A 23,190-nucleotide genomic window follows, 5' to 3' on the forward strand; every position below is an offset into this window, starting at 1 on the left:
ATCTTGTATTTTTAATTTTGATTATAATCTATTTAGTGAAAATTTATATTAACTATACTTATTGGATAAGGAAGAGAGACATGCTTAAAGTTGAAAATTTAGTAATCGCAGATATTAACGGAATTAATAATTTTCATATAAAATTTAATCCAAACTTTAATATAATATGTGGACCTAATGGGATCGGGAAAACAACTATATTAAAGTGTATAAAAAGTTCTTTTGCTCTAATACGAGATCCTCAAATTAACCCCAGTTCTAATAGATACCGTGGTTCCTGGTCTATATTTGTCAATAAAGATGGTCAATTAATTAATAGGGACTTCTTTATGGAAAAGACTGATTTTAGTTTGGGAATCCGCGACTCGGAACTTAATAATAGGGATCTAAGGATTAATCCACATGGAGAGTTTATTGAATTTAATGTTCAGAATAGATACCTTAATGCTTTAAGTGGAAGAGCAAGGTTTGAATCAATTACAAGATGGCTTGTTAAGAATTATTTTTCAGATCAAATAAGCTACGAGCAGTATAAGAATGTATCACTATTAAAAGAATGTTTTTATCAGATTGACCCTTCAATTTCGTTTAGCAGGATTGTTGAGGTCGACAATAAACATAATAAATATGAAAGCTTGAAAAACTCAACACTGAATGAAAATATGAGGTATAGAAATCTCCTTATAATGGTTAATACACCAGAAGGAGAAATCCCTTTTAAAAATTTATCGTCAGGGTATATTTCATGCCTAAGTATAATTTTGGGTATTATCCAGTTAGTTGAAAGAGGCAATAAATATATGAGTTTACAAGAGTTTAACGGGTTAATTATAATAGACGAAATTGATTTACATTTACACCCAGAATGGCAAAATAAAATTCTTTCCTTAATAAGGTGGTTGGTGCCCAACGCACAAATCATTGTTACTACTCATAGTCCTCACATTATCCAAGCAGCTAAATCTGGTGAAATTATTGCTTTAGAAAAAGATGAATTTATCAATCAGACTATTATTCGCCAAGTTCCTGAAAGTATGGAGTATGGATATCAAGGATGGACAATTGAGGAGATTTTAATCGATGTGATGGGATTAAAAAATCCTATGTCCGAGACCTTTATAGAGGTGTTAAAGAAATTTGAAAATGCACAGAAGTACAATGATTTAGAAGAAATGAAGAGAAACTTTTCTAGTTTGAAAAAAATGCTTCACCCAAGGAATCCATTATTAAAAATGCTAAGTATTCAATCTGGGGAAATTAATATATGGGAGGCTCTAAACGTTGATAAAATTAACTAGACCAAGCCGACCTACAAAATTGACTGACAAAAAAGTTAAGCAGTTCACCGAGACTTTTAAAGGTAACAAAAACTCATCAGTTTGGAGGAAGGATTATATAACCCAACCTCTACTTGAAATGTCAAACAGTAAATGCGCATTTTGTGAATGCTACCTGGAAGAAGAGGGCAAGTATCTTCAAGTAGAGCATTATTATCCTAAGTCTATATATCCTGATAAAGTAGTGGAATGGGGAAATTTATTACCGATATGTGGAAGATGTAATGTTAAAAAAGGCGATCATGATACTGGTATCAACCCAATTGTCGATCCCACTAAAAATAATCCTCTTGACCATTTTGAATTTTCGTTTAGTGAATTTAGAATTGTAGGTAAAGATGAATTGGGAATAATAACCGAGAAAATTTTGGATCTAAACGATGTGATGGGCATAGGAATGACTAGATTTAGGATTTGCCAGACACTTGTGACTGAATTGCAGGATTTAATTAAAATGTTAAATAAGTACAATCCTGTAACAGATGGCATTAATGATAAACTTGATATTCATAAAAAGTTTAAAAATATTTTATGTAGTGGTTTACCTACTGTAAATTATAGTGCGATAGTTGCAACTCTACTTATGGCAAATCCATATTATGAGGAAATAAAGCAAGAAATGATGGAGAAAGTAATTTGGAACGTTGAGCTGGATATTATCGAAAAACAAATAAAAAAGTCTGCATATCGGTACAATTCTCCCACTATTGCAAAATAATCCACATCGCCTATCTTCAAGATTTTGTCTGAACTTTAAGGATTGATAGCTATGCATAATTTGTTAATAATAACAAAATTATAAAAATTGTGATAAAATTCCCATATAGAATAAAATATGGGGGTTTTTTTATGGGGAATAGTATGGAGTTACGAGTTAAAAGAGAAATTCCAAGCGAGCCAAGGGATCTGGAGGATAAACGAGGTGAGTTTGAAAGAGATTATGGTCGATTAATTCATTCACCTTCTTTTAGAAGGTTGCAAGGTAAATCACAAGTATTTGGTGCTGGTTCAGGAGATTATTACAGAACCCGCTTAACTCATACCTTGGAAGTTGCTCAAATTGCAAGACAAACAGCAAAAAGGATTTCTGGTATTTGTGAAGGACTTCCAGATAATCCTGGGTTAAAAATCGACCAATTAGTAGTTGAGTGTGCTGCATTGGCACATGACTTAGGTCATCCTCCTTTTGGGCATAAAGGAGAACATGATTTAAACGGTTTCTTTAAACCAGAGGTAAAGAGCGTAAAGGATGAAAATGACGAAAATGTTGAAAAGAAGCAAACTGAATTTTATGAGGGCAATGCTCAAAACTTTAGAATTTTGATGTACCTTGAGGAAAGGTATGGAGAGTTCGCTGGTCTAAACTTAACTCATGCGGTATTACTGGGGATTAATAAGTATCCTTATCATATAAATGATTTTAAAAACGGTAAGGGACTTTATACGTTAGAATGGGATACCATAGATCGCATTAGGAAAGAATGGGAAATTCCTGATGGTAAAGCAACTCTAGAAGCTCAGCTAATGGATATATCAGATGATATAGCTTACTCGACACATGATATTGAGGATGGTATGAAGGCAGGTAAAATTAGAATTACTAAAGAATTCTTAATGGACACAGAATGGCTTAAATCCTCTTTAATAAGAGAGGTTGAAAAGGCTAAGTCGAAAGACCCTGGTATTTGGGAGGGTATCTCAATAGATAATGAAATTAACAAAGTAATGACTGAATACTTACGTGTATGGAATCAAAAATTGAAAGCATGTAAAAATAACGATTCTATTGCACGTCAAGAATTAAAAGGACATTATGTAAATTTATTTGCAAGTCGAGTGGGAGTAATTGATGATGGGGATAATTGGTATAAAATTTCACTAGTTAAGGAAGAAAATCAGAAAGAAATTGATTCGGAATTATGGAGATTTATGATTATATTAAAAAAGTTAGCTTGGGTGACTTTGGTCGAAGATATAAGAGTACAACGTCTCCAAAAAAGAGGGGAAGTAATAATAAAAGGATTATTAGAAGCTTTCAAAGTGCAGGATGATGCAATGAAAATTATGCCAAGAGAATGGGTTAACAAGTGGGAAACTATGAAAAAACACGACATTTCTTGGGAAAGATTTGCAGTGGATTATATATCAGGAATGACTGATGCTTATGCGGATAAATTGTACGGAGAATTGTTCGGAAGTAGAATTGGGAACATATATGGTGAGTAAAAACAATGAATCAACATAATAACTGGATTGTAAAGTAAAAAAAATAATCTTGGCTAACCACCAAGATTTTTTTTATTAATAACACAAGTCTGATGTGTAATATCGCTTGCTTTGTAGTCTTCTTTTCCTTAAACAAAATTATAATTAATTTTTTCTGATTCTTTTGTCTTTAATTTTTTGCGTATACTTATTTATGAAAAAGATAGGTGGAAAATTCAATGAGATATTCAAGTGCTCAAATAGATTTAGCTCGTAAAAAAATATTAGATAATGCAAAACAACTATTGGAAGAAGCTGAAATTTTATATAAATATGAACGCTATGCAAGAGTTTATACATTAAGTCACCTTGCTTTTGAAGAGCTTGCCAAGATTCTAATACTTGCTTCTGCACCAGGAAAAATACAAAAAGTTAATCAGTATAATTGGAGACTTGTAAATCAAGAATTAAGGGACCACATTTCAAAGCTTAATTCATCAGTCCAATTTAATTTGGAACATGAAGAACACTTCCTAAAAATCACGGGAAAAGAAGAAATGGTTCTAGATGAGATAATAAAAAAAATGAACCAATTAAAGAATGACAGTTTGTATGTAAGTAATCAGAATAGGAATTTTCAAAAGCCGTCTGAAATTATTACCCAAGAGATTGCGGAACATATGAGGAAAGTAGTTAGCGATTATTTTGAGTTCATTGAAATCTATGAAGAAACTCTTCGTGGAAATTATAATGATGAGGGTCTTACAGAGGAAGAAATTAATGAATTGATTGCTGACCTTGATTCTTTTTCATTCCTCGAATTGTTTGAGGATCCAAATGAACCTGATTCCGTTGATTTATCTTCAAAATAGCGACTCCTATGTATTTCACTGCTATGGTGTATGGTGTTGTGGAAATCAAATTTCAAGCTGTACAAGATGTAAATCCCAACTTGTTTATAATAAATTTTCTGGTGAACCTGCCTTTTGTTTTTAGACTTTCTACCACAGGCAGGTACAATTACAACCACATCAATTAGATGACATTTCCTTATGGAGAGTTCATGGTGGCAAACGTTGTTGACCCTTTATGAAGTTTATGATGATTTGAGGATATTTCCTTGGGGGATAGTTAAGAAGATTATATAATTGTGAAATATCGTCATTTTTTTCAACCTTCAAAAATTTTATTAAGACAATTTCTCAATCATCACGAATATAGTGCTTGTTTTCTCACTTGTAAAGAATTCTGAAAGTTCATTTTTGATGAGAAAAATATGTTTAGTTGCTTAGAGATGCTGTTTGAAAGTTTTGTTTCAGACATTTGAAATAAGGTATTGATATATCAAGGTTTTTCCCATATTCGTTTTTCAGGTTTCATGAATTTTTCTCAAACTATCTGAAACTTTCTCAAGCTTCGTAAATCATTACACTCTCGCAAGCGATAAACTGCTCCCTTTGCATCGCGAGTATGCATCGTGGAGAGGACGAGATGGCCTGTTAAGGCAGCTCTTACCGCAATTTTCGCCGTCTCAGCATCGCGAATCTCACCGACCATTATAATGTCAGGGTCATGACGAAGAATAGCCTTTAGTCCAGCTGCATATGTTACGCCTGCTTTTTCATTTACTTGTATTTGCAGGACGGAGTCATAGTTTTTTTCAATGGGATCTTCGAGTGTGATGACATTTCGGTGAAATAGGTGGGCAGTTTCATTTAAAAGGGAATAAAGGGTAGTTGTTTTGCCGCTGCCAGTTGGCCCGGTGAAAATGATTAGACCATGAGCATGTTTGAGAAGGGCGAGTAGTTTTCGTGTCATTGACGGGAATAGTGAGAGTTGGTGAAAAGGGATTTGTTCTTGCTGTGGCAGCAGCCGGATGACGAGGCTCTCTCTGTTATTCGAGGGAAGTGTGGATAGTCTTAAGCCCATTAATTGTCCGTCAACCTCACAAAAAAATGCTCCACTTTGAGGCCGTCTCCTTTCGCCGATATCCATATTGGCTGTGAATTTAAAATGTGAGATTAATCTGTCGCATTCATCTTTTGGAAGGGATAGTCGGGGAATGAGTTTGTTGGTTAATCGTAGTTGAATGAGTGTGTCATTCTTCCTTGGTATGATGTGAATGTCTGTTGCCTGGTTCCGTGCCGCATCTGCAATAATTCGATTTGCTAAGATTTCTATCGCGCTAACAATAGGTACCACCGCCTTTAATATTTTTCTTTTGATAATATTCGACAGCGTTCCTGCTTATCCTTCTTTATTTTCAAAAATATTTTTTATTTTTTTGGCAAAATATTTTTAGGGTGTCAGGCACCATGTGAAGTATTCACATGGTGCCTGACACCCTTAACTTTATATGGCTTTGTCGGTTAGATAGAAAAGGCCTCCGTTTATGAAGGATATGGATATTTTTGGTTCGTATTGTTCTTTTAGAGCGAGTTTTTCCGTTTCATAGTTTTCGTTTTCTTCTTCGACATCTTCATAAAAATGGTTTAAGAGTCGTAAGTCCTGCTCCCAGCGTTTTCTTGCATCCTCTGCCCAGGTATGATCTTCTTTCTCAATTACTGAAGTTAGGTATGTTTCTATCCTTGACATCCCACTCTGCGGCCTCACTAATGGTGATAGGGTAAAGGAATAATCCGGTATTTTTGGTGTTAACGGTATTTGTAGAAGCCTGTCATGGAAATCTTCGACCATTGTTCCGTTTATGAGCTGTAAGCCAATTGACTTGAAAATATCACGTTTTCGGTCACATTGGTAGGAGATTTTAACATTCATACAAAGCCACGGCAGCAAAGGCGTCTGCCTGTTCTGGTGGCGATGATTCTCGTAAAGCCGCATATAGCTGGCTAGTTTCTTTGTCGAAGCAAAAATTTGATGTAGACGAGGAGAACCAAAATGAATGATTTCACCCTTCATGTTTTCAGGAGCGGCATCCTGATTAGTGATAAAGGTAAGCCTCATTGGATTTGGAATTCCGCCTGTTTTTTCTAAATAGTGCCAGTAAAAAGGCCGGTTCATTAATTCCTTGTCAAGTTCCACTGTTAACTGAACAATTAAATATCCAGGGCCATTCTCCACAATTTCACAATCATTAGCCTGAAAATAGTTCAATAGAAAGTTATGAATTTCCTGCTGCTGCATGGGAATCTCCTTTCTTCATCTCTTGAGCAAATTCAATCATTGATGATAAATTTTCCATTTTTATTCGCATTTCCCCTTCAGTAGAGGATTGTCCGAATATATCTATTAAATGGTCTTCAATATTGCCAAATTCCAACTTTGTTAAAATATCGTCAAGTTCGCCGATTACTTTTTCAAATAAATGGATCTTTTCGTAAAGTAGCTTTAAGATATGCTCCTCGACAGTGTTTTTAATTGCAAAGTTATAAATCATGACATCTTTTTCCTGACCGAGACGATGGATACGACCAATTCGCTGTTCGAGCCTCATTGGATTCCAGGGCAAATCAAAATTAATAATATGGTTGCAAAATTGAAGATTAATTCCTTCGCCGCCCGCTTCTGTCGCAATCAGAACCTGAGCATGCTTTTGAAATAATTCCCTCATCCAGTCCTTTTTTCCGCGCTTAAACCCTCCACGAAATGGGACAGATGTTATTCCATGCTGTTTTAAATACCATTGTAAGTACATTTGGGTGGCCCGATATTCGGTGAAAATTATTACTTTATCATTTACCTTTTGAATTAACTCTAATGCTTTTTCCGCTTTGGAATTTTTCTGAACAGCTTCTACCTTTTTCATTAAATACTGAATTTGTTCTTCGAAAGCTGGTGTTGGGTCTTCCTTTTTTTGGAGCATATTCTTTAATGTATAAAAAACGGCCTCTCTGCTGCTGCAGGCCTCGCGCTGTAATGTCATTACTGAGAAGGAACTAGTTTGGACCCAATTTCCTTCGCTTTTTAAGTCAGTAATTGACTCGTAAAGATCCTTCTCCTCTGGGCTGCACTCAATTGGAATCGTTTCGACATGCCGTTTTGTCCATTCGATTCCTGTATCCGCCCGCCGGTTCCGAATCATGACCTTGTTTACTAATTCTTTTAAATGCTCATCATCATTTAAGGATCGTGCATCACGCTTGTATTTTTCATAGAAAGCCGTTTCGCTCCCTAAATGCCCTGGTTTTAATAAAGAAACCAGATTAAAAATTTCCTCGACTCGATTCTGAATCGGTGTTGCCGTCAATAATAAACAAAATTTCTTTTTCAGATTTTGAACAAATTCGTAGTTTTTTGTTTTGTTATTTTTTAGTTTATGTGCTTCATCAATGATGATGAGATCATAGTCCTGTTGGTTGATGATGTCTCGATGCGGATTGCGTTTAGCCGTATCAATCGACGATACAACGACATCACATTGTTCCCATACATAGCTTTTTCTTTGGGATATGGCGGGAATGAAAAATTTGCTATTTAACTCGATAGACCATTGTGTAACTAGGGAGGCAGGGACAAGAATTAATACCTTTTTCACCAATCCGCGTATCATATATTCTTTTAGAATTAATCCAGCCTCAATTGTTTTTCCAAGCCCAACCTCATCAGCTAGGATAGCTTTTCCGTTCATATTTTCAATCACTTGTTTCGCTGTTTCAAGTTGGTGTGGAAGCGGGGTTAAATTTGGTAAATGACTTGGTGCCAATAGACCGTTGAAATCAGGAACGACAAGATGCTTTTCTACTCCAATGGCTAGTTTAAAAAGGTCCCAATTCCCCCATGGACCATCGTTTTCGATTCTATGTAAAAAATCATCCTTCCAGGAGGAATCAAATTCAATTTCGATAGACATGGTGCCAGCTCCTTTTTTTACAATTTCCAACATTATTCTTTTCTAATAAAGTTATTGCCCAATGTATTATTTTAATGGTAGGATGATAATAGTCTTGAATGTTTTAAATATTTTAATAAGGTAATTTATTTTATAAGTATAATTAGTATGACCAATTTGGATAATATTATAATGCGAATGATAACAAGGGGAGAGACTACCTTTGTAGCGCCGAAGGAGCAAACAGAAATGTGAATCTCTCAGGCAAAAGAACTCTTGTTTGACGCAGCTCTGGAGAGTGCTGATTAGAATTTTACAGCCACCAAAGGGGAAAGCCTTTCGAGGTAAACTTTCAGGTGCAAGGACAGAGACCTTCTTACGTTACATGGGAGGTTTCTGTCCTTTTTTATGTTATCCCAAGAATAATAAGTGCCAAAGATTGAAGGGGGATTAAGAATGTCTGAATTAAAACGAACTCCGCTTTTTGATGTGTATAAGGAATGGGGAGGAAAAACCATTGATTTCGGAGGTTGGGAGCTTCCAGTTCAATTTTCCAGCATTAAAGAAGAGCATGAAGCTGTTCGCACACGTGCAGGATTATTTGATGTTTCCCATATGGGTGAAGTAGAAGTAAAAGGCACTAATAGCTTGGATTTTTTACAAAAAATGATGACGAATGATATTTCAAAAATTAAAAATGGCGGTGCCCAGTACACTGCCATGTGTTATGAAAATGGCGGTACTGTCGATGACCTCCTTGTGTATAAAATCGAGGATAATCATTACCTTTTAGTAGTTAACGCATCAAATATTGAAAAAGATTATAAGTGGCTTGAAGGTCATCTATCTGGGGATGTCAGCTTAGAAAACTTATCAGAAAAAACAGCACAGCTCGCCCTTCAGGGACCACTTGCAGAAAAAGTACTGCAAAAGCTCGCCGGGAATACAGATTTGAGCGGGATTGGCTTTTTCAAATTCCAGCAAGAAGTAATCCTAAATGGAAAAAAATCTTTAGTTTCAAGAACGGGTTATACCGGTGAAGATGGCTTTGAAGTATATTGTGATGCAGAGGATGCAGTTGACCTTTGGAGAGATATCTTAGCTGCAGGTAAGGAAGACGGAGTTATCCCTGTTGGGTTAGGTGCCCGCGATACACTGCGTTTTGAAGCGGTATTAGCACTTTATGGTCAAGAACTTTCTTCAGAAATTTCACCACTAGAAGCAGGAATTGGCTTTGCCGTGAAATTATCTAAGGAAGCTGATTTTATCGGGAAAGAAGCGTTAATCCAACAAAAGGAAAAGGGCTTACCAAGAAAATTGGTAGGTATTGAAATGATTGATCGTGGGATTCCACGTCATGGATACCCAGTATATAGCGGGGATAAGTTAATTGGTGAGGTTACAACAGGAACTCAATCACCAACATTAAAGAAAAATATTGGTCTAGCCCTTATTAATTCCGAATTTACAGGCCTTGAATCTGTTGTTGAAGTAGAGATTCGCGGCAAACGCTTAAAGGCTACTGTCGTTCCAACACCTTTTTATAAAAGAGAAAAGAAATAACAGAAGGGAGTTAGGTTTATGAAACATCGCTATTTACCTATGACTGAACAAGATAAGAAGGCTATGCTAGAGGCAATTGGTGTTTCCTCTATTGATGAACTGTTTAGCGATATCCCTGAAAAAGTAAGATTTAAGGGTGAATACAATATCAAAGCAGCGAAGTCTGAAACAGACTTAATGAAAGAACTGTTTAAGATGGCTAGCCGGAACGCTGACCTAAAAAGAAATGTATCTTTTATTGGTGCAGGTGTATATGACCATTACATGCCTGTTATTGTCGATCATGTTATTTCTAGATCAGAATTTTATACAGCTTATACACCATATCAACCAGAAATATCTCAAGGTGAACTTCAAGCAATCTTTGAATTTCAAACGATGATTTGTGAATTAACTGGTATGGATGTGGCCAATTCCTCCATGTATGATGGCGGAACCGCACTTGCTGAAGCAGCGATGCTAAGTGCAGGCCATACAAAAAGAAAAACAATCGTAGTCTCTAGTGCTGTACATCCTGAAGCACGCGATGTTCTTAAAACCTATGCAAAGGGACAGTACCTTAATGTGGTCGAAGTACCTGTGAAAGATGGAGTTACGGATCTAGAAACATTAAAAGGGCTTGTTAATGAGGATGTTGCAGCCGTTATTGTCCAATATCCAAACTTCTTTGGCCGAATCGAGCCTTTAAAAGAGCTTGAAGAAATAATCCACGCCAACAAGTCCATGTTTGTAGTTTCAAGCAATCCATTATCCCTTGGGGTGTTAACACCTCCAGGTAAATTTGGTGCCGACATTGTGATTGGTGATGCCCAGCCGTTTGGAATTCCAACAGCATTTGGCGGACCACACTGCGGCTATTTCGCAGTTACTACTAAGTTAATGAGAAAAGTTCCTGGACGTCTTGTTGGACAGACGACAGATGACCAAGGCCGCCGTGGGTTTGTTTTAACCCTGCAAGCTCGTGAACAGCATATCCGTCGTGATAAGGCGACATCAAATATTTGTTCAAACCAAGCATTAAATGCCCTTGCAGCATCTGTAGCAATGACAGCTCTAGGTAAAAAAGGTGTACGTGAGATGGCAGCAGCCAACTTGCAAAAAGCTCATTATGCAAAAAATGCATTTAAAGAAGCCGGCTTTGAAGTGATTTATGACGGTCATTCATTCAACGAGTTCGTTGTAAAATTAAATAAACCTGTCAAGGAAATTAATCAACAGCTTTTACAAAAAGGAATTATTGGCGGCTATGATTTGGGTCGTGATTATCCAGAACTTGTTAACCATATGCTGATTGCTGTAACAGAACAACGCTCGAAGGAAGAAATTGATACTCTAGTGAAAGAATTGGGGGATTTCCATGCATAATCAAGACCAGGCACTCATTTTTGAACTTAGCACACCAGGCCGCATCGGCTATAGTCTGCCAGAAATGGATGTACCAGAACTAGATCTCGATGGGCTTCTTCCTGATGGTTATTTTCGCACTGAAGAGCCAGAACTTCCTGAGGTTTCGGAACTTGATATCATGCGCCACTACACGGCACTTTCAAGAAGAAATCATGGTGTCGATTCAGGATTTTATCCACTTGGCTCTTGTACAATGAAATATAATCCGAAAATCAATGAAAATGTAGCCCGCTTTAACGGCTTTGCACATGTCCATCCGCTGCAAGATGAAAGTTCTGTACAAGGTGCTCTTGAACTTTTATATGATTTACAGGAGCATTTAATTGAAATTACCGGAATGGATGAAGTAACCCTCCAGCCAGCAGCAGGAGCGCATGGGGAATGGACCGGGTTAATGATGATCCGTGCTTACCATGAAGCGAACGGTGATATGAAACGTACAAAAGTTATTGTTCCTGATTCCGCACACGGGACCAATCCAGCATCAGCAACAATTGCAGGTCTAGAAACCATTACCGTTAAATCTAATGAACATGGTCTAGTTGATCTTGAAGATTTAAGAAGAGTGGTTGGAGAAGATACTGCAGCACTAATGCTAACCAATCCAAATACGCTTGGTTTATTTGAAGAAAACATTCTTGAATTAGCTGAAATTGTTCATGAAGCAGGTGGAAAGCTTTATTATGATGGAGCTAACTTAAATGCGGTTCTTTCAAAAGCAAGACCAGGAGATATGGGATTTGATGTTGTTCACTTAAACCTTCATAAAACGTTCACTGGCCCACACGGTGGCGGCGGTCCTGGTTCTGGTCCAGTCGGTGTCAAAGCAGATTTGATTCCGTTCCTGCCAAAACCAATTATCACAAAACAAGGCGAAGAGTTTGTTCTTGATTATGATCGTCCACAGTCTATTGGCCGTGTGAAGCCGTATTACGGAAACTTCGGCATTAATGTTCGTGCTTACACATATATCCGTTCGATGGGTCCAGATGGCTTAAAAGCAGTAACAGAGTATGCTGTATTGAACGCGAACTACATGATGAGAAGGCTTGCTGAATATTATGATCTACCATTTGATCGTCATTGTAAGCATGAATTTGTCCTTAGCGGTAGACGTCAGAAGAAATTAGGTGTCCGTACGTTGGACATCGCGAAACGTCTGCTAGATTTTGGCTACCATCCGCCAACCATCTACTTCCCGTTGAATGTAGAAGAATGTATCATGATTGAACCGACAGAAACGGAATCAAAAGAGACATTGGATTCGTTTATCGATATTATGATTCAAATAGCTAAAGAAGCAGAAGAAAATCCAGAAATCGTTCAAGAAGCACCACATACAACTGTGGTCGGCCGCATGGATGAAACAAAAGCTGCTCGTAAACCAGTCTTAAAATATCAACAGGCTTAATGAGATAGAAAGGTCAGATTCGAAAATGGAATCTGACCTTTTGTATTTTTCAAAACGAAAAAGGCCTCGGAATGGTTCCGAAACCTTATGCTCATTGCTTATTTCTTCGTTTTTACTTTACCAGACCATTTTTTGAACCCGCCTTGTAGCTGGGTTAGGTCTCTGTAGCCTTTTCGGTGTAAGAATTGTGCTGCACGGGCACTGCGCATCCCGCTTTGGCAGTATAAATATACTGGCATATCAGGTCGAATTTCTTTCATGCGCATTTTCATTTGTGACATTGGGATATTACGTGATCCTAAAATATGGCCGCCTTCGAATTCGTTTGCTTCACGAACATCTATTAGTTGTGCCTTTCTGTATCCCGCACGGAATTCTTCTTCTGTTACCGTTTTAACAATCCTTTTCTGATAGAAATAGGTGAAAACGGAATAGATAATAATTGCTGCAATGATAATTAATAAGGGATAAAGTGAACTCAATTTCTTTTTGCTCCTTTCAAGCTTTCCTGCACTAGTTTATTATATAAGCCAATCTCATAAAGATAAAGATGAATGCTAAAAAATCTTTTCAAAACTGCCTAAATTAATTATAGCAGAAACATCTTATTTTGAATCTATATCAGATTTTGGTAGACTTAATTTCGAAATAATATAAAAAAATGAGGTTTTTATAATGAAAAAAGAAGTTTGGCGTTTTATTGATACTGGAAATAGTTCACCATCTTTTAATATGGCTTTAGATGAGGCGCTGCTCGATTGGCATAGTGAGGGGAAAATTCCTCCAGTGATTCGATTCTATGGCTGGAACCCCGCAACCCTGTCAGTAGGATATTTTCAAAAAGTGGAAAAGGAAATTGATATGGAGGCAGTCAAAGCTCACCAATTAGGTTTTGTCAGGAGACCTACAGGCGGGCGTGGAGTGCTTCATGAGCACGAGCTTACCTACAGTGTAATCGTTTCTGAGGACCATCCAGAAATGCCAAATTCAGTGACGGAAGCCTATCGTGTGATTTCTGAAGGTATTTTAAAAGGATTTCACCATTTAGGTCTTGAGGCATATTTTGCAGTCCCGAAAACCGCGGAAGAAAGGGATGCTCTAAAAAACCCTCGCTCAGCTGTATGCTTTGATGCCCCGAGTTGGTATGAACTTGTGGTCGAAGGCAGAAAGGTAGCCGGCAGTGCTCAAACGAGACAAAAGGGAGTCATTCTTCAGCACGGATCTATATTGTTGGATTTAGATGAGGATAAATTATTTAGTTTATTTAAATATCCAAGTGAAAGAGTCAAGGAACGAATGAGAAAAGCCTTCAAGGACAAAGCGGTTGCTATCAACGTGATTAGTCCGAGAAGAATTTCTCTTGAGGAAGCAAAGGAAGCTTTTTATAAGGGCTTTGCGGAAGGTTTGAATATTGACCTTGAACCATATCAATTAACTGAGGAAGAGCTAGCGTACGTTGATAAAATTGCTAAAGAGCGCTATGAGAGTGATGAATGGAATTATAAAAGATAAATCGCGACGATTGCGTCGCTTTTTTGTTTTTTGAAAGAAGCAACCTGCGAAATTTGTTAAATTTTCCTGATTTCTGACGAAAATCGACGAAAAGCTTTTGATTACTATTAAATATATTATTTCTTGAGTTTGACAAAATAGTTGTTATTCGTTCCGTACACAATATGTAGTGGTGTCGAAAATATTTTCGGTACTATATATTGATATTTAGTTGATTTATTCTGGGCGGCTATGATAACCTTAAAATACAAACCAACTAGATATAGCGTAATACTGCTAGATTTAGCACAATAGGTAGATATTAACATGAAGGAGTTGTTCTCATGTCTGTAGTTTTTAGACAAACAATGAATATTGATTTTGAAAGGTTGAATGAGGATATCCGCTTATTCCCCCAGGTGCATCCAGTTACCCCAGATATGAAAATAACTCACAAAGGTGTTTCTCGTTTGGTAATGTTGGACCGCTATACCTTTAAAGACACTGCAAAAATTACCCTTACAAACGGCGACTTCGTTGTTTTAACTATTAAAGAGGATCCAAAATTTCCAGCACGCGGCCTTGGATATATCCAGGAAATCGACTGGGAAAAGAAAAAAGCAAACGTTCTAGTCGAAGAGGAATTTAGAGGAGTACTCGATGATCCTGAAGAAGCTAGCACAGGTGTGATTGTCAGGTCACTAGATGTGATTGAAAAGCCATTAGAGCTTTTCTATGAGCAAATTGCGAAGCGAAATGCTACGGGTCTTGCTTCTGTAGAAGAAACGGAAGAGAAGCGAAGAGAATGGACGGAACGGTTTTATCAAGAACTTGTTAACATGAACTTCATTCCTGCAGGCCGCGTCCTTTACGGTGCTGGGGCAGATACTGATGTCACTTACTTCAATTGCTATGTGATGCCTTTCGTCCCAGACTCACGTGAAGGGATCTCTGACCATCGTAAACAGGTAATGGAGATTATGAGCCGCGGCGGTGGTGTTGGTACAAATGGCTCAACTTTGAGACCGCGTAATACACTAGCTAGAGGCGTGAATGGGAAATCATCTGGTTCAGTTTCATGGTTGGATGATATTGCGAAATTGACACATTTGGTTGAGCAGGGCGGATCAAGACGTGGAGCTCAGATGATCATGTTGGCTGACTGGCATCCAGACATTATTGAATTTATTATTTCTAAGATGCAAAATCCTAGAATTCTACGATTCTTAATTGAAAACACAAATGATGAAACGATTAAAAAACTTGCAAAAGATAAGTTAAAGTTTACTCCTCTAACTCTAAGTGAAACTGCAATGTATCAAGGAATTGTAAATTATAAAAACATTCCTGGCTTCGGCGGATTTGATGAAAAAATCATCGCTGATGCAGAAGAGAAATTATTAACGGGCGGTAATTACACTGTTCATAATCCTGAGTTCCTTACAGGGGCAAACATTTCTGTGTGTTTAACAAAGGAATTTATGGAAGCTGTTGAAAACGATAGTGAATACGAACTGCGCTTCCCATATGTTGAACACTATGATCAAGAAGAAATGAAGATTTACAATGAAGAATGGCATAAAGTTGGCGACGTCCGCGAGTGGGAGAAACGTGGGCATAAAGTACGGGTCTACAAAAAGTTCAAAGCGAAAGAACTATGGAACCTAATCAATATTTGCGCGACCTACTCAGCAGAGCCAGGAATATTTTTTATCGACAATGCAAACGACATGACCAATGCAAAAGCATATGGACAGCAGGTAGTTGCAACAAATCCGTGTGGTAAAGTGGCTTAGTTTGCCTCACGTTAAAAATTGCGGAATAAAGCGGGAACCCTGAGATTGGGAATCCGAACCGAAGGCTGAATGTAAAGATTCAGTCAGGGGCAACGCATACGAAGTGATCCTGCTTAGGCAGACTATAATCTTCGCAAGAGGCCGCAACATTACAATTTGTTTGTGTAATGAAAAGATATGCTGACCTAACGGGAACTCAACCGTTAGAACTAGAGGATAAAAAGCCTTTAGGATAACAACTGGAACAACCACTTGCACCATTTTCCGTCTGTAACCTTGCAGCTGTGAATCTAGCGGAAATGGCAGATAAGAATACAAAAACAGTCGATTTTGAAAAGCTTAAGAGAACTGTAGCTGTAGGCGTACGGATGCAGGATAATGTTATCAACGCAACACCATATTTCCTTGAAGAAAATAAAAAGCAGGCACTTGGTGAACGACGTGTAGGACTTGGAGTAATGGGCTTGCACGACATGCTGATTTATTGTGAAACGAAGTATGGATCACCAGAAGGAAACGAACTAGTCGACCAAGTTTTTGAAGTAATTGCAACTACTGCATACAGAACTTCGATAGAATTGGCAAAAGAGAAAGGAAGTTTTCCATTCTTAACTGGTGATACACAAACTGAAACCAATCGATTACGTCAAGCATTCATAGAAACTGGATATATGAAGAAAATGCCTGATGATATTCGCCAATCTATTTTAGACAGTGGAATTAGAAATTCTCATTTACTAACTGTTGCTCCCACGGGATCCACTGGGACAATGGTTGGAGTTTCCACCGGGCTTGAGCCTTATTTCTCATTCTCTTACTTCCGCAGCGGACGTCTTGGTAAATTTATCGAAGTAAAAGCGGATATCGTGAAAGAATACCTAGATAAGCACCCTGAAGCGGATGAAAACAATCTTCCAAACTGGTTTGTTACTGCGATGGAACTTACGACAGAAGCACATGCGGATGTTCAATGTGTCATCCAGCGCTGGATCGACAGCTCCATCAGTAAAACAGTCAATGCACCAAAAGGATATAGCGTAGAACAGGTTGAAAAAGTATACCAGCGTTTATACCGCGGAGGAGCAAAAGGTGGAACTGTTTATGTTGATGGCTCACGTGATTCACAGGTATTAACTCTGAAAGCAGAAGAAAACACCAATGAACAATTATCCATTTTTAATGAAAAACCAAAACAGCATGTGGTCCTTGTTGATACAATCAGCGAACTTCGTTCAACAAGTGTTACAATCGGATCTGAAGTAGGAAACACATGCCCAGTGTGCCGTACCGGTAAAGTAAAAGAAATGGGCGGCTGCAATACGTGTACAAACTGTGGAGCCCAATTAAAATGTGGTTTATAATTTGTAATTAATGGGGGAGAAAGTTCCCCCATTTTTTTTGTGATAAATGTCGATAAACCTAATAATAAATTTTAAAATACTACAAAATAAGTGAATATATATCTAGAATTTTTAGAATAAAGTCGAAATTTGTAATATAACTGTAATCTACCTGATACTTCGATGTTACTCTTTTTTTGTATATTAATAATATCGAAGCACACAGGGGGATTAAACAAGATGTTGAAAAAAATCATTGCAGCCGTGGCTATGACAATTATTCTTAGTTCATTGTTTACCACTATGGGTGATAAAGCGGAAGCGGCCTCTTATCATACAAAAGCAATCAAAGTTGCAAAAGCAAATCTCGGAGTTCCATATCGATGGGGCGGGTTATCACCAAGAGGATTTGACTGCTCAGGTTTGGTTAAATATTCTTATGGTAAGGCTGGCAAAGTATTGCCAAGAACGGCAGCTGAAATGTTCTACAAAAAAGGATACCGTGTTAAATCTTTAAAGGTTGGAGACTTAATGTTCTTTGCCCGAAATAAGGCAAGCAGACCAAGTCATGTGGCGATTTACATAGGTGGCGGTAAAATGATACAATCTTCATCTTCAAAGGGAGTTTCAATCGCATCTACAAATAATAGTTACTGGAAGCCAAGATTTATCGGAGCAAAAAGATTTTAATGAAAAGTTAAGCGGTTTCAATATCGTTAATAAACCAAGAACATTGTGCAGAAACAATGTTCTTTTTTATTTATAAATTTTCTACTTGTCTACCGTACTATTTATTAATGCAACTGCTTAAAGATGTAAAAATAACTTCATCTTTAGGAGTGGCTGCCATGTATATAGACGGCGTGTTTTCTGGAGGAGGTATTAAGGGGTTTGCACTAATTGGAGCCTGTGATGAAATAGAAGAAAAGGGAATGAGATTTGCCAGGTTGGCAGGAACAAGTGCAGGGTCAATCGTTGCCGCATTAATTGCCGCTGGTTATACGAGTAAAGAAATTTTCCAATTAGTTGACGAGTTAGATCTTTCAAAACTACTGGATGCCCGAAAAACACTCATTCCCTTCCCATTTGCAAAATGGCTGTTTGTCTATTGGAAGCTAGGACTTTATAAAGGAAATGAGCTTGAAAAATGGCTTTGTGAAAAACTTGAGGCAAAAGGGTTAAAAACATTCGCAGATTTACCCCCTCAGGCACTTAGGGTCATCGCTTCAGACCTTTCAAATGGGCAAATGATTGTTTTACCCGATGACTTACAGAAATATGGCATTTCACCAGCCTCATTCCCCATTGCTAAAGCGATAAGAATCAGCTGCAGTATCCCTTACTTCTTTGAGCCAGTAAAAATGCGTTCAATGGACGGAATGAATGTATTAGTTGACGGAGGGGTTCTGAGTAACTTTCCAATGTGGCTCTTTGATAAGGAAAATGTACAAAAAGTAAGACCAGTGCTCGGAATTAAATTAAACTCTAGTGAGTATGAGCATGAAAAACATAAGATTAAAAATGCGGTACAATTATTTGCTGCTTTATTTGAAACAATGAAAGATGCCCACGATTCCAGATATATTTCCAAAAAACACGTCAAGAATATAATCTTTATCCCTACGGAGGGTGTTTTATCTACTGAATTTTCTTTAACAGAGGAAAAGAAACGCGAATTATTCAATTTAGGCAAAGAAAAAGCGAAACAATTTTTGAAAACATGGGGGTATTGATTTAGATTTGTCTTATGCCCGTGCATAAAAATAAAAAAAATCGAGCGCTTATAGAGACGCTCGATTTTTCTTTTTCCCCTTTTTGCCGTCGATAACGGTCAAATGTGCAGGTGATTTCTTTTTTGTCTTGTTGCTTTTCTTTAATGATGCCAACGTCCCGAGAGAGGAGGTCTTAACAGTTCCTTCCCCACTCTTTTGTAGTAATCGTTTTTTTGACTTTTTTGCTGCTTTTAGAAATGCCCGCTGCTCTTTTTTCTGAGGGCTTGAGCCGGTAAACTTTCGAACTAGGAAATAAACGACTAAAACAACCAATGCCATGACAGCTATACTTTGAATGAAACCGGCTGGATTAGCTGTAAATGTACCAATAACACCAAGTAATGCAAGAATGATAAGTCCCCCAATAACCACATTAACAAATGTCCGATTTTTCAAGAAAGCCACCTCCCTAAGAGCATCTTAAGCATTTTTATTATCTTTTAAACACGATAAAACTAAGATTTAGACAATTTCTTCACTTTCTATGGAGAACTCAGTTTCTTTCTCCATTTTTAATAAACGGTTAAAAGACAGAATCGCTACTTCCACCTGGTCATCTTGTGGTTCCTTCGTTGTTATTAATTGAAGCCAAAGACCAGGTAACCCAAGATATTTTAAGACAGGAACATCTCTGAGTTTGTTAGTCACTTGAAGGATTTCAAAAGCGATTCCTAGAACAACCGGGATTAAAAGGAGTCGGTCGACAACCCGTAACCAAAGCGGAGTAGTAGGTACAAACATGTAAACAAACACACCTACAATTACAGTAAATAAGATGAAACTACTGCCACAGCGGTAATGGAGTCGAGAATGTGCCTGCACATTTTCAACAGTTAACTCTACCCCTGCTTCAAACGTATTAATTACTTTATGTTCAGCTCCGTGATATTGAAACACTCTTTTTATTAATGGTGTAAGGGAGACAAAATAAATATAGGATATTAGTAAGATCAGTTTAAAAAAGCCTTCCACTAGCACTTGAGCAAAATCTGAAGGGAATATTGGTTTTGTTAAAACGGCAAGGAACACCGGAATTAATGTAAAAGCGAATTTACCAAATAAAAATGAAATAACACCAATTGCGGCTACACCAAGATACATGGTTAATTTAGAGACTTCTTTTTCTTTTATGATTTCATCTTCTTTTGGGTCAACATCAAATCTTTCCGTTGAGAAGTTCAAATGTTTAGATCCATTTGCACTCGACTCAATAATGGCAATAATCCCGCGAAGAAAAGGGATTTTTTTTAACATTGTAAAATAAGGATTTGCTTTACGCGGCAAATGAAAATATTCTACAGATTGATCCTTCCTGCGAACCGCAGTAACATAATGATGTTTTCCACCAAACATTACACCTTCGACAACCGCTTGGCCGCCATAAACAGGTTTTTGAGAACTAGACATATACATAACACCAACCTAATCAAAAGTTGCACAACAGCAGAAGTAGAAAAAATCTGTATGTACTTAATTCTATTCTACTAGAAAAATGAAAAAACCTCTAGGAATGACATAATATTTCCAATTAAAAAGTTTTTTTTTATGCAAGGGATTGTATACCTAAGGACATAATAAAAGATGGAATTTATTATGGCCTTTGTTGACCCTGTTTTTTTAGGGACAGTATCACAAGAATGACGGCAAATAAGGCAGCGAAGAAGCAGAAAGTTAATGGAGGTTGTTATAATGTCAAATGAGCAAAAAATAGGTAATTATCCTAAACCCATGTCCTTTCCGGTAATGGTCTTTTGGACAGGGTTATTTGGAGGCTTGTTTTGGGGAGCAATTGGCTGGTTAGCTTCCTATCTAAGTTTTACAGAAATTCGTCCCACTGTCATACTGGAGCCCTGGGCTCTAGGCGATTGGAAGCATGAATGGCTTGGTTCACTCATTTCCATCATTTTAATTGGAATTTGTTCAGTGGTTGCTGCGTTTATTTACTATGTTGCCTTGAAAAAGTTCACTGGTTTTTGGTTTGGTCTTGGGTATGGTCTGGTATTGTTTGCAGTGGTATTCTTTATACTCAATCCACTGTTTCCTGGAATAAAACCATTCTTTGACTTAAACCGAGATACAATCATTACTTCCATTTGTATATATATCGTATATGGAATTTTTATTGGATATTCCATAAATTATGAGTATCAAAATAATAAAGTTCAAGAGAAAGAGGAGTCAGCCTAAGTTTCGATTAGTCGGATTTGGTAGGTTGTGATAAAATATTTTTGTCCTCATTTGATTTGAAAAGGAGAGTGGAGAGTCGTGGAAAAAATAGAAAAATTAAGATCGAATTTTTCAACACAGGGAATTGATGGGATTCTGATTACAAGCCCATTTAATCGACGCTATATATCTAACTTTACTGGCACAGCTGGTGTTGTGTTAATCAGTGCAGATAAAGCGCAGTTTCTTACAGATTTTCGCTATATTGAACAAGCAACTAAACAATGTCAAGGGTTTGAAATTATTAAAATAACAGGATCTATCCCTGAAGAGGTAGCGGTACAAGCCAAGAAACTAGGCATTCAAAAACTTGGATTTGAAGAAGATTTTCTAACCTATTCCTCCTTTAAAGTATATGACAAGGAAATTGAAGCTGAACTTGTCCCGATTTCCGGTGTAATTGAAAAGTTACGCTTGATTAAGACGGATTCAGAGCTTAAGATATTAAAGGTGGCAGCTGATATCGCTGATGCTGCATTCAAACACATTTTAGACTTCATTAGTCCAGGAAAAACGGAATTAGAAGTATCGAATGAGTTAGAGTTTTTTATGAGAAGAGCTGGTGCTACATCTTCTTCATTTGATACGATTGTTGCTTCAGGTCATCGCTCTGCACTTCCTCATGGTGTGGCAAGTGACAAAGTTATTGAGGCTGGAGATATTGTAACAATGGATTATGGATGTTATTACAATGGTTATGTATCTGATATTACAAGAACCGTGGCAGTTGGTGAGCCAGATGCCAAGCTTAAAGAGATTTATGAAATTGTTCTTGAAGCCCAATTACGTGGGATGGCGGGAATCAAACCAGGGTTGACCGGTAAGGAAGCAGATGCAATCACACGAGATTACATAACAGAAAAAGGTTATGGTGAATACTTTGGCCATTCAACTGGACATGGGATTGGACTTGAGATACATGAAGGTCCTGGATTGTCGATGAAATCAGATGTCGTTTTAGAACCTGGAATGGTGGTAACATGTGAACCAGGAATTTATATCCCAGGTCTCGGCGGTGTTCGAATTGAAGATGACACGTTGATTACAAAGGACCATAACGAAGCACTTACACATTCTACAAAAGAACTAATCATACTGTAACGATTTTAGGAGGATTTTAACATGATATCTGTAAATGATTTTAAAACAGGATTAACGATTGAAGTCGATGGAGGCCTATGGCGTGTTCTGGATTTTCAACACGTAAAGCCAGGTAAGGGTGCGGCGTTTGTTCGTTCCAAACTTCGTAACCTGCGGAATGGTGCCATTCAAGAAAAAACGTTTCGTGCAGGTGAAAAAGTAGAGAAAGCACAAATTGATAATCGTAAAATGCAATATCTGTATGCAAGCGGCGATAATCACGTGTTTATGGATATGGAATCTTATGAGCAGGTAGAATTACCAGCAGCAAACATTGAATATGAATTAAAGTTCTTAAAAGAAAACATGGAAGTACACATTATGATGTTTAACTATGAAACCCTAGGGGTTGAATTACCAAACAACGTTACTCTAGAAGTAACTGAAACAGAGCCAGGGATTAAAGGTGATACATCTTCCGGCGGTACTAAAAACGCTACTCTTGAAACTGGACTTAATGTTCAAGTGCCTTTCTTTATCAATCAAGGTGATAAATTAATTATTAACACTTCTGATGGTTCATACGTTTCTCGTGCATAATTGTTATAAAGCCTTAGTCCGAAATTTGTCGGATTAAGGCTTTTTTTAGGCTGTGTTAAATAAGTCTGTTGATTTACGCTTCAGGCGCTTCGCTTTCCGCGGGCGTTGCGGGGAGCCTCCTCGGCGCATTTAGCGCCTGCGGGGTCTCCCTAGCCCCGTACTCCCGCAGGAGT

18 protein-coding genes, 3 pseudogenes and 1 riboswitch are annotated in these 23,190 nt (G+C 37.6%); of the genes and pseudogenes, 15 read left to right on the plus strand and 6 right to left on the minus strand.

Annotation, left to right across the window (positions count from 1 at the left end; genetic code table 11):
* The 4 genes from V7659_RS09820 to V7659_RS09835 all read left to right on the plus strand — a co-directional run.
* Nucleotides 1-1,298 (plus strand): AAA family ATPase (locus tag V7659_RS09820; protein WP_335539760.1); only part of this gene is annotated, 1,298 nt, incomplete at its 5' end.
* The gene (locus V7659_RS09825) at nucleotides 1,282-2,055 is read left to right on the plus strand and encodes an HNH endonuclease (protein ID WP_335539762.1); all 774 of its coding nucleotides are present in this window, start codon (nucleotides 1,282-1,284) and stop codon (nucleotides 2,053-2,055) included. The genes V7659_RS09820 and V7659_RS09825, both read left to right, overlap by 17 nt.
* 131 nt (nucleotides 2,056-2,186) lie before the next feature.
* On the plus strand, nucleotides 2,187-3,563 hold the full coding sequence (locus V7659_RS09830; RefSeq protein WP_335539764.1) for a deoxyguanosinetriphosphate triphosphohydrolase family protein: 1,377 nt from the start codon (nucleotides 2,187-2,189) through the stop codon (nucleotides 3,561-3,563).
* 206 nt (nucleotides 3,564-3,769) lie between these two features.
* Complete coding sequence (locus V7659_RS09835; RefSeq protein ID WP_335539765.1) at nucleotides 3,770-4,414, plus strand: AbiV family abortive infection protein; 645 nt, start codon at nucleotides 3,770-3,772, stop codon at nucleotides 4,412-4,414.
* A gap of 559 nt (nucleotides 4,415-4,973) precedes the next feature.
* On the opposite strand, the pseudogene comGA reads toward V7659_RS09835, so the two are convergent.
* From comGA to V7659_RS09850, 3 genes and pseudogenes are all read right to left on the minus strand, one after another.
* Nucleotides 4,974-5,735: pseudogene (gene comGA / locus V7659_RS09840) on the minus strand (competence type IV pilus ATPase ComGA); the annotation flags it as partial.
* 159 nt (nucleotides 5,736-5,894) lie between these two features.
* Nucleotides 5,895-6,686, minus strand: a complete 792-nt coding sequence (locus V7659_RS09845; protein WP_335539766.1) for a YqhG family protein — start codon at nucleotides 6,684-6,686, stop codon at nucleotides 5,895-5,897.
* A complete protein-coding gene (locus V7659_RS09850) occupies nucleotides 6,664-8,352 on the minus strand; it encodes a DEAD/DEAH box helicase (protein ID WP_283875095.1) in 1,689 nt (562 codons plus the stop codon). The genes V7659_RS09845 and V7659_RS09850 overlap by 23 nt, the downstream gene beginning before the upstream one ends.
* A gap of 177 nt (nucleotides 8,353-8,529) precedes the next feature.
* Nucleotides 8,530-8,617, plus strand: a riboswitch (glycine riboswitch).
* A 170-nt stretch (nucleotides 8,618-8,787) separates the two neighbouring features.
* Here V7659_RS09850 and gcvT point away from each other — a divergent pair.
* From gcvT to gcvPB, 3 genes are read left to right on the plus strand one after another with little or no spacing between them, the layout of a single operon-like run.
* Entirely contained in the window at nucleotides 8,788-9,894 is a 1,107-nt protein-coding gene (gene gcvT, locus V7659_RS09855) for a glycine cleavage system aminomethyltransferase GcvT (RefSeq protein WP_335539769.1), read from the plus strand.
* 18 nt (nucleotides 9,895-9,912) lie between these two features.
* Nucleotides 9,913-11,259 (plus strand): aminomethyl-transferring glycine dehydrogenase subunit GcvPA, encoded by a 1,347-nt coding sequence (gene gcvPA, locus V7659_RS09860; protein ID WP_335539771.1) that lies wholly within the window; start codon nucleotides 9,913-9,915, stop codon nucleotides 11,257-11,259.
* The gene (gene gcvPB / locus V7659_RS09865) at nucleotides 11,252-12,712 is read left to right on the plus strand and encodes an aminomethyl-transferring glycine dehydrogenase subunit GcvPB (RefSeq protein WP_335539773.1); all 1,461 of its coding nucleotides are present in this window, start codon (nucleotides 11,252-11,254) and stop codon (nucleotides 12,710-12,712) included. Before gcvPA ends, gcvPB begins: the two co-directional genes overlap by 8 nt.
* A gap of 98 nt (nucleotides 12,713-12,810) precedes the next feature.
* Here gcvPB and V7659_RS09870 read toward each other — a convergent pair whose 3' ends face one another.
* Nucleotides 12,811-13,194, minus strand: a complete 384-nt coding sequence (locus tag V7659_RS09870; RefSeq protein WP_283875091.1) for a rhodanese-like domain-containing protein — start codon at nucleotides 13,192-13,194, stop codon at nucleotides 12,811-12,813.
* Nucleotides 13,195-13,387: 193 nt separating this feature from the next.
* Between V7659_RS09870 and V7659_RS09875 the strand changes: the two genes are divergently transcribed.
* The 5 genes and pseudogenes from V7659_RS09875 to V7659_RS09895 all read left to right on the plus strand — a co-directional run bounded on the left by V7659_RS09875 (nucleotide 13,388) and on the right by V7659_RS09895 (nucleotide 19,072).
* A complete protein-coding gene (locus V7659_RS09875) occupies nucleotides 13,388-14,224 on the plus strand; it encodes a lipoate--protein ligase family protein (protein ID WP_335539775.1) in 837 nt (278 codons plus the stop codon).
* 323 nt (nucleotides 14,225-14,547) lie between these two features.
* A pseudogene (locus tag V7659_RS09880) lies at nucleotides 14,548-15,987 on the plus strand (vitamin B12-dependent ribonucleotide reductase); the annotation flags it as partial.
* 254 nt (nucleotides 15,988-16,241) lie between these two features.
* A pseudogene (locus V7659_RS09885) lies at nucleotides 16,242-17,360 on the plus strand (vitamin B12-dependent ribonucleotide reductase); the annotation flags it as partial.
* A gap of 219 nt (nucleotides 17,361-17,579) precedes the next feature.
* Entirely contained in the window at nucleotides 17,580-18,029 is a 450-nt protein-coding gene (locus V7659_RS09890; protein WP_335539776.1) for a C40 family peptidase, read from the plus strand.
* Nucleotides 18,030-18,187: 158 nt separating this feature from the next.
* Nucleotides 18,188-19,072: a patatin-like phospholipase family protein gene (locus V7659_RS09895; protein ID WP_335539777.1), complete on the plus strand. Its 885-nt coding sequence runs from the start codon at nucleotides 18,188-18,190 to the stop codon at nucleotides 19,070-19,072.
* Between the two features lie 48 nt (nucleotides 19,073-19,120).
* Here the strand turns inward: V7659_RS09895 and V7659_RS09900 are convergent, their stop codons facing one another.
* Nucleotides 19,121-19,516, minus strand: a complete 396-nt coding sequence (locus V7659_RS09900) for an SA1362 family protein (RefSeq protein WP_335539779.1) — start codon at nucleotides 19,514-19,516, stop codon at nucleotides 19,121-19,123.
* A gap of 57 nt (nucleotides 19,517-19,573) precedes the next feature.
* Nucleotides 19,574-20,518, minus strand: a complete 945-nt coding sequence (locus V7659_RS09905) for a DUF1385 domain-containing protein (RefSeq protein ID WP_335539780.1) — start codon at nucleotides 20,516-20,518, stop codon at nucleotides 19,574-19,576.
* Nucleotides 20,519-20,800: 282 nt separating this feature from the next.
* Here V7659_RS09905 and V7659_RS09910 point away from each other — a divergent pair, with 282 nt between their 5' ends.
* From V7659_RS09910 to efp, 3 genes are all read left to right on the plus strand, one after another.
* Complete coding sequence (locus tag V7659_RS09910; protein WP_335539781.1) at nucleotides 20,801-21,298, plus strand: YqhR family membrane protein; 498 nt, start codon at nucleotides 20,801-20,803, stop codon at nucleotides 21,296-21,298.
* Between the two features lie 78 nt (nucleotides 21,299-21,376).
* Nucleotides 21,377-22,438 (plus strand): M24 family metallopeptidase, encoded by a 1,062-nt coding sequence (locus tag V7659_RS09915; protein ID WP_335539783.1) that lies wholly within the window; start codon nucleotides 21,377-21,379, stop codon nucleotides 22,436-22,438.
* 21 nt (nucleotides 22,439-22,459) lie between these two features.
* Nucleotides 22,460-23,017, plus strand: a complete 558-nt coding sequence (gene efp, locus V7659_RS09920) for an elongation factor P (protein ID WP_144547653.1) — start codon at nucleotides 22,460-22,462, stop codon at nucleotides 23,015-23,017.
* Nucleotides 23,018-23,190 lie beyond the last annotated feature (173 nt).

Origin of the sequence: Neobacillus drentensis (assembly GCF_036966985.1) — a bacterium.
Taxonomy (GTDB): domain Bacteria; phylum Bacillota; class Bacilli; order Bacillales; family Cytobacillaceae; genus Neobacillus; species Neobacillus drentensis_E.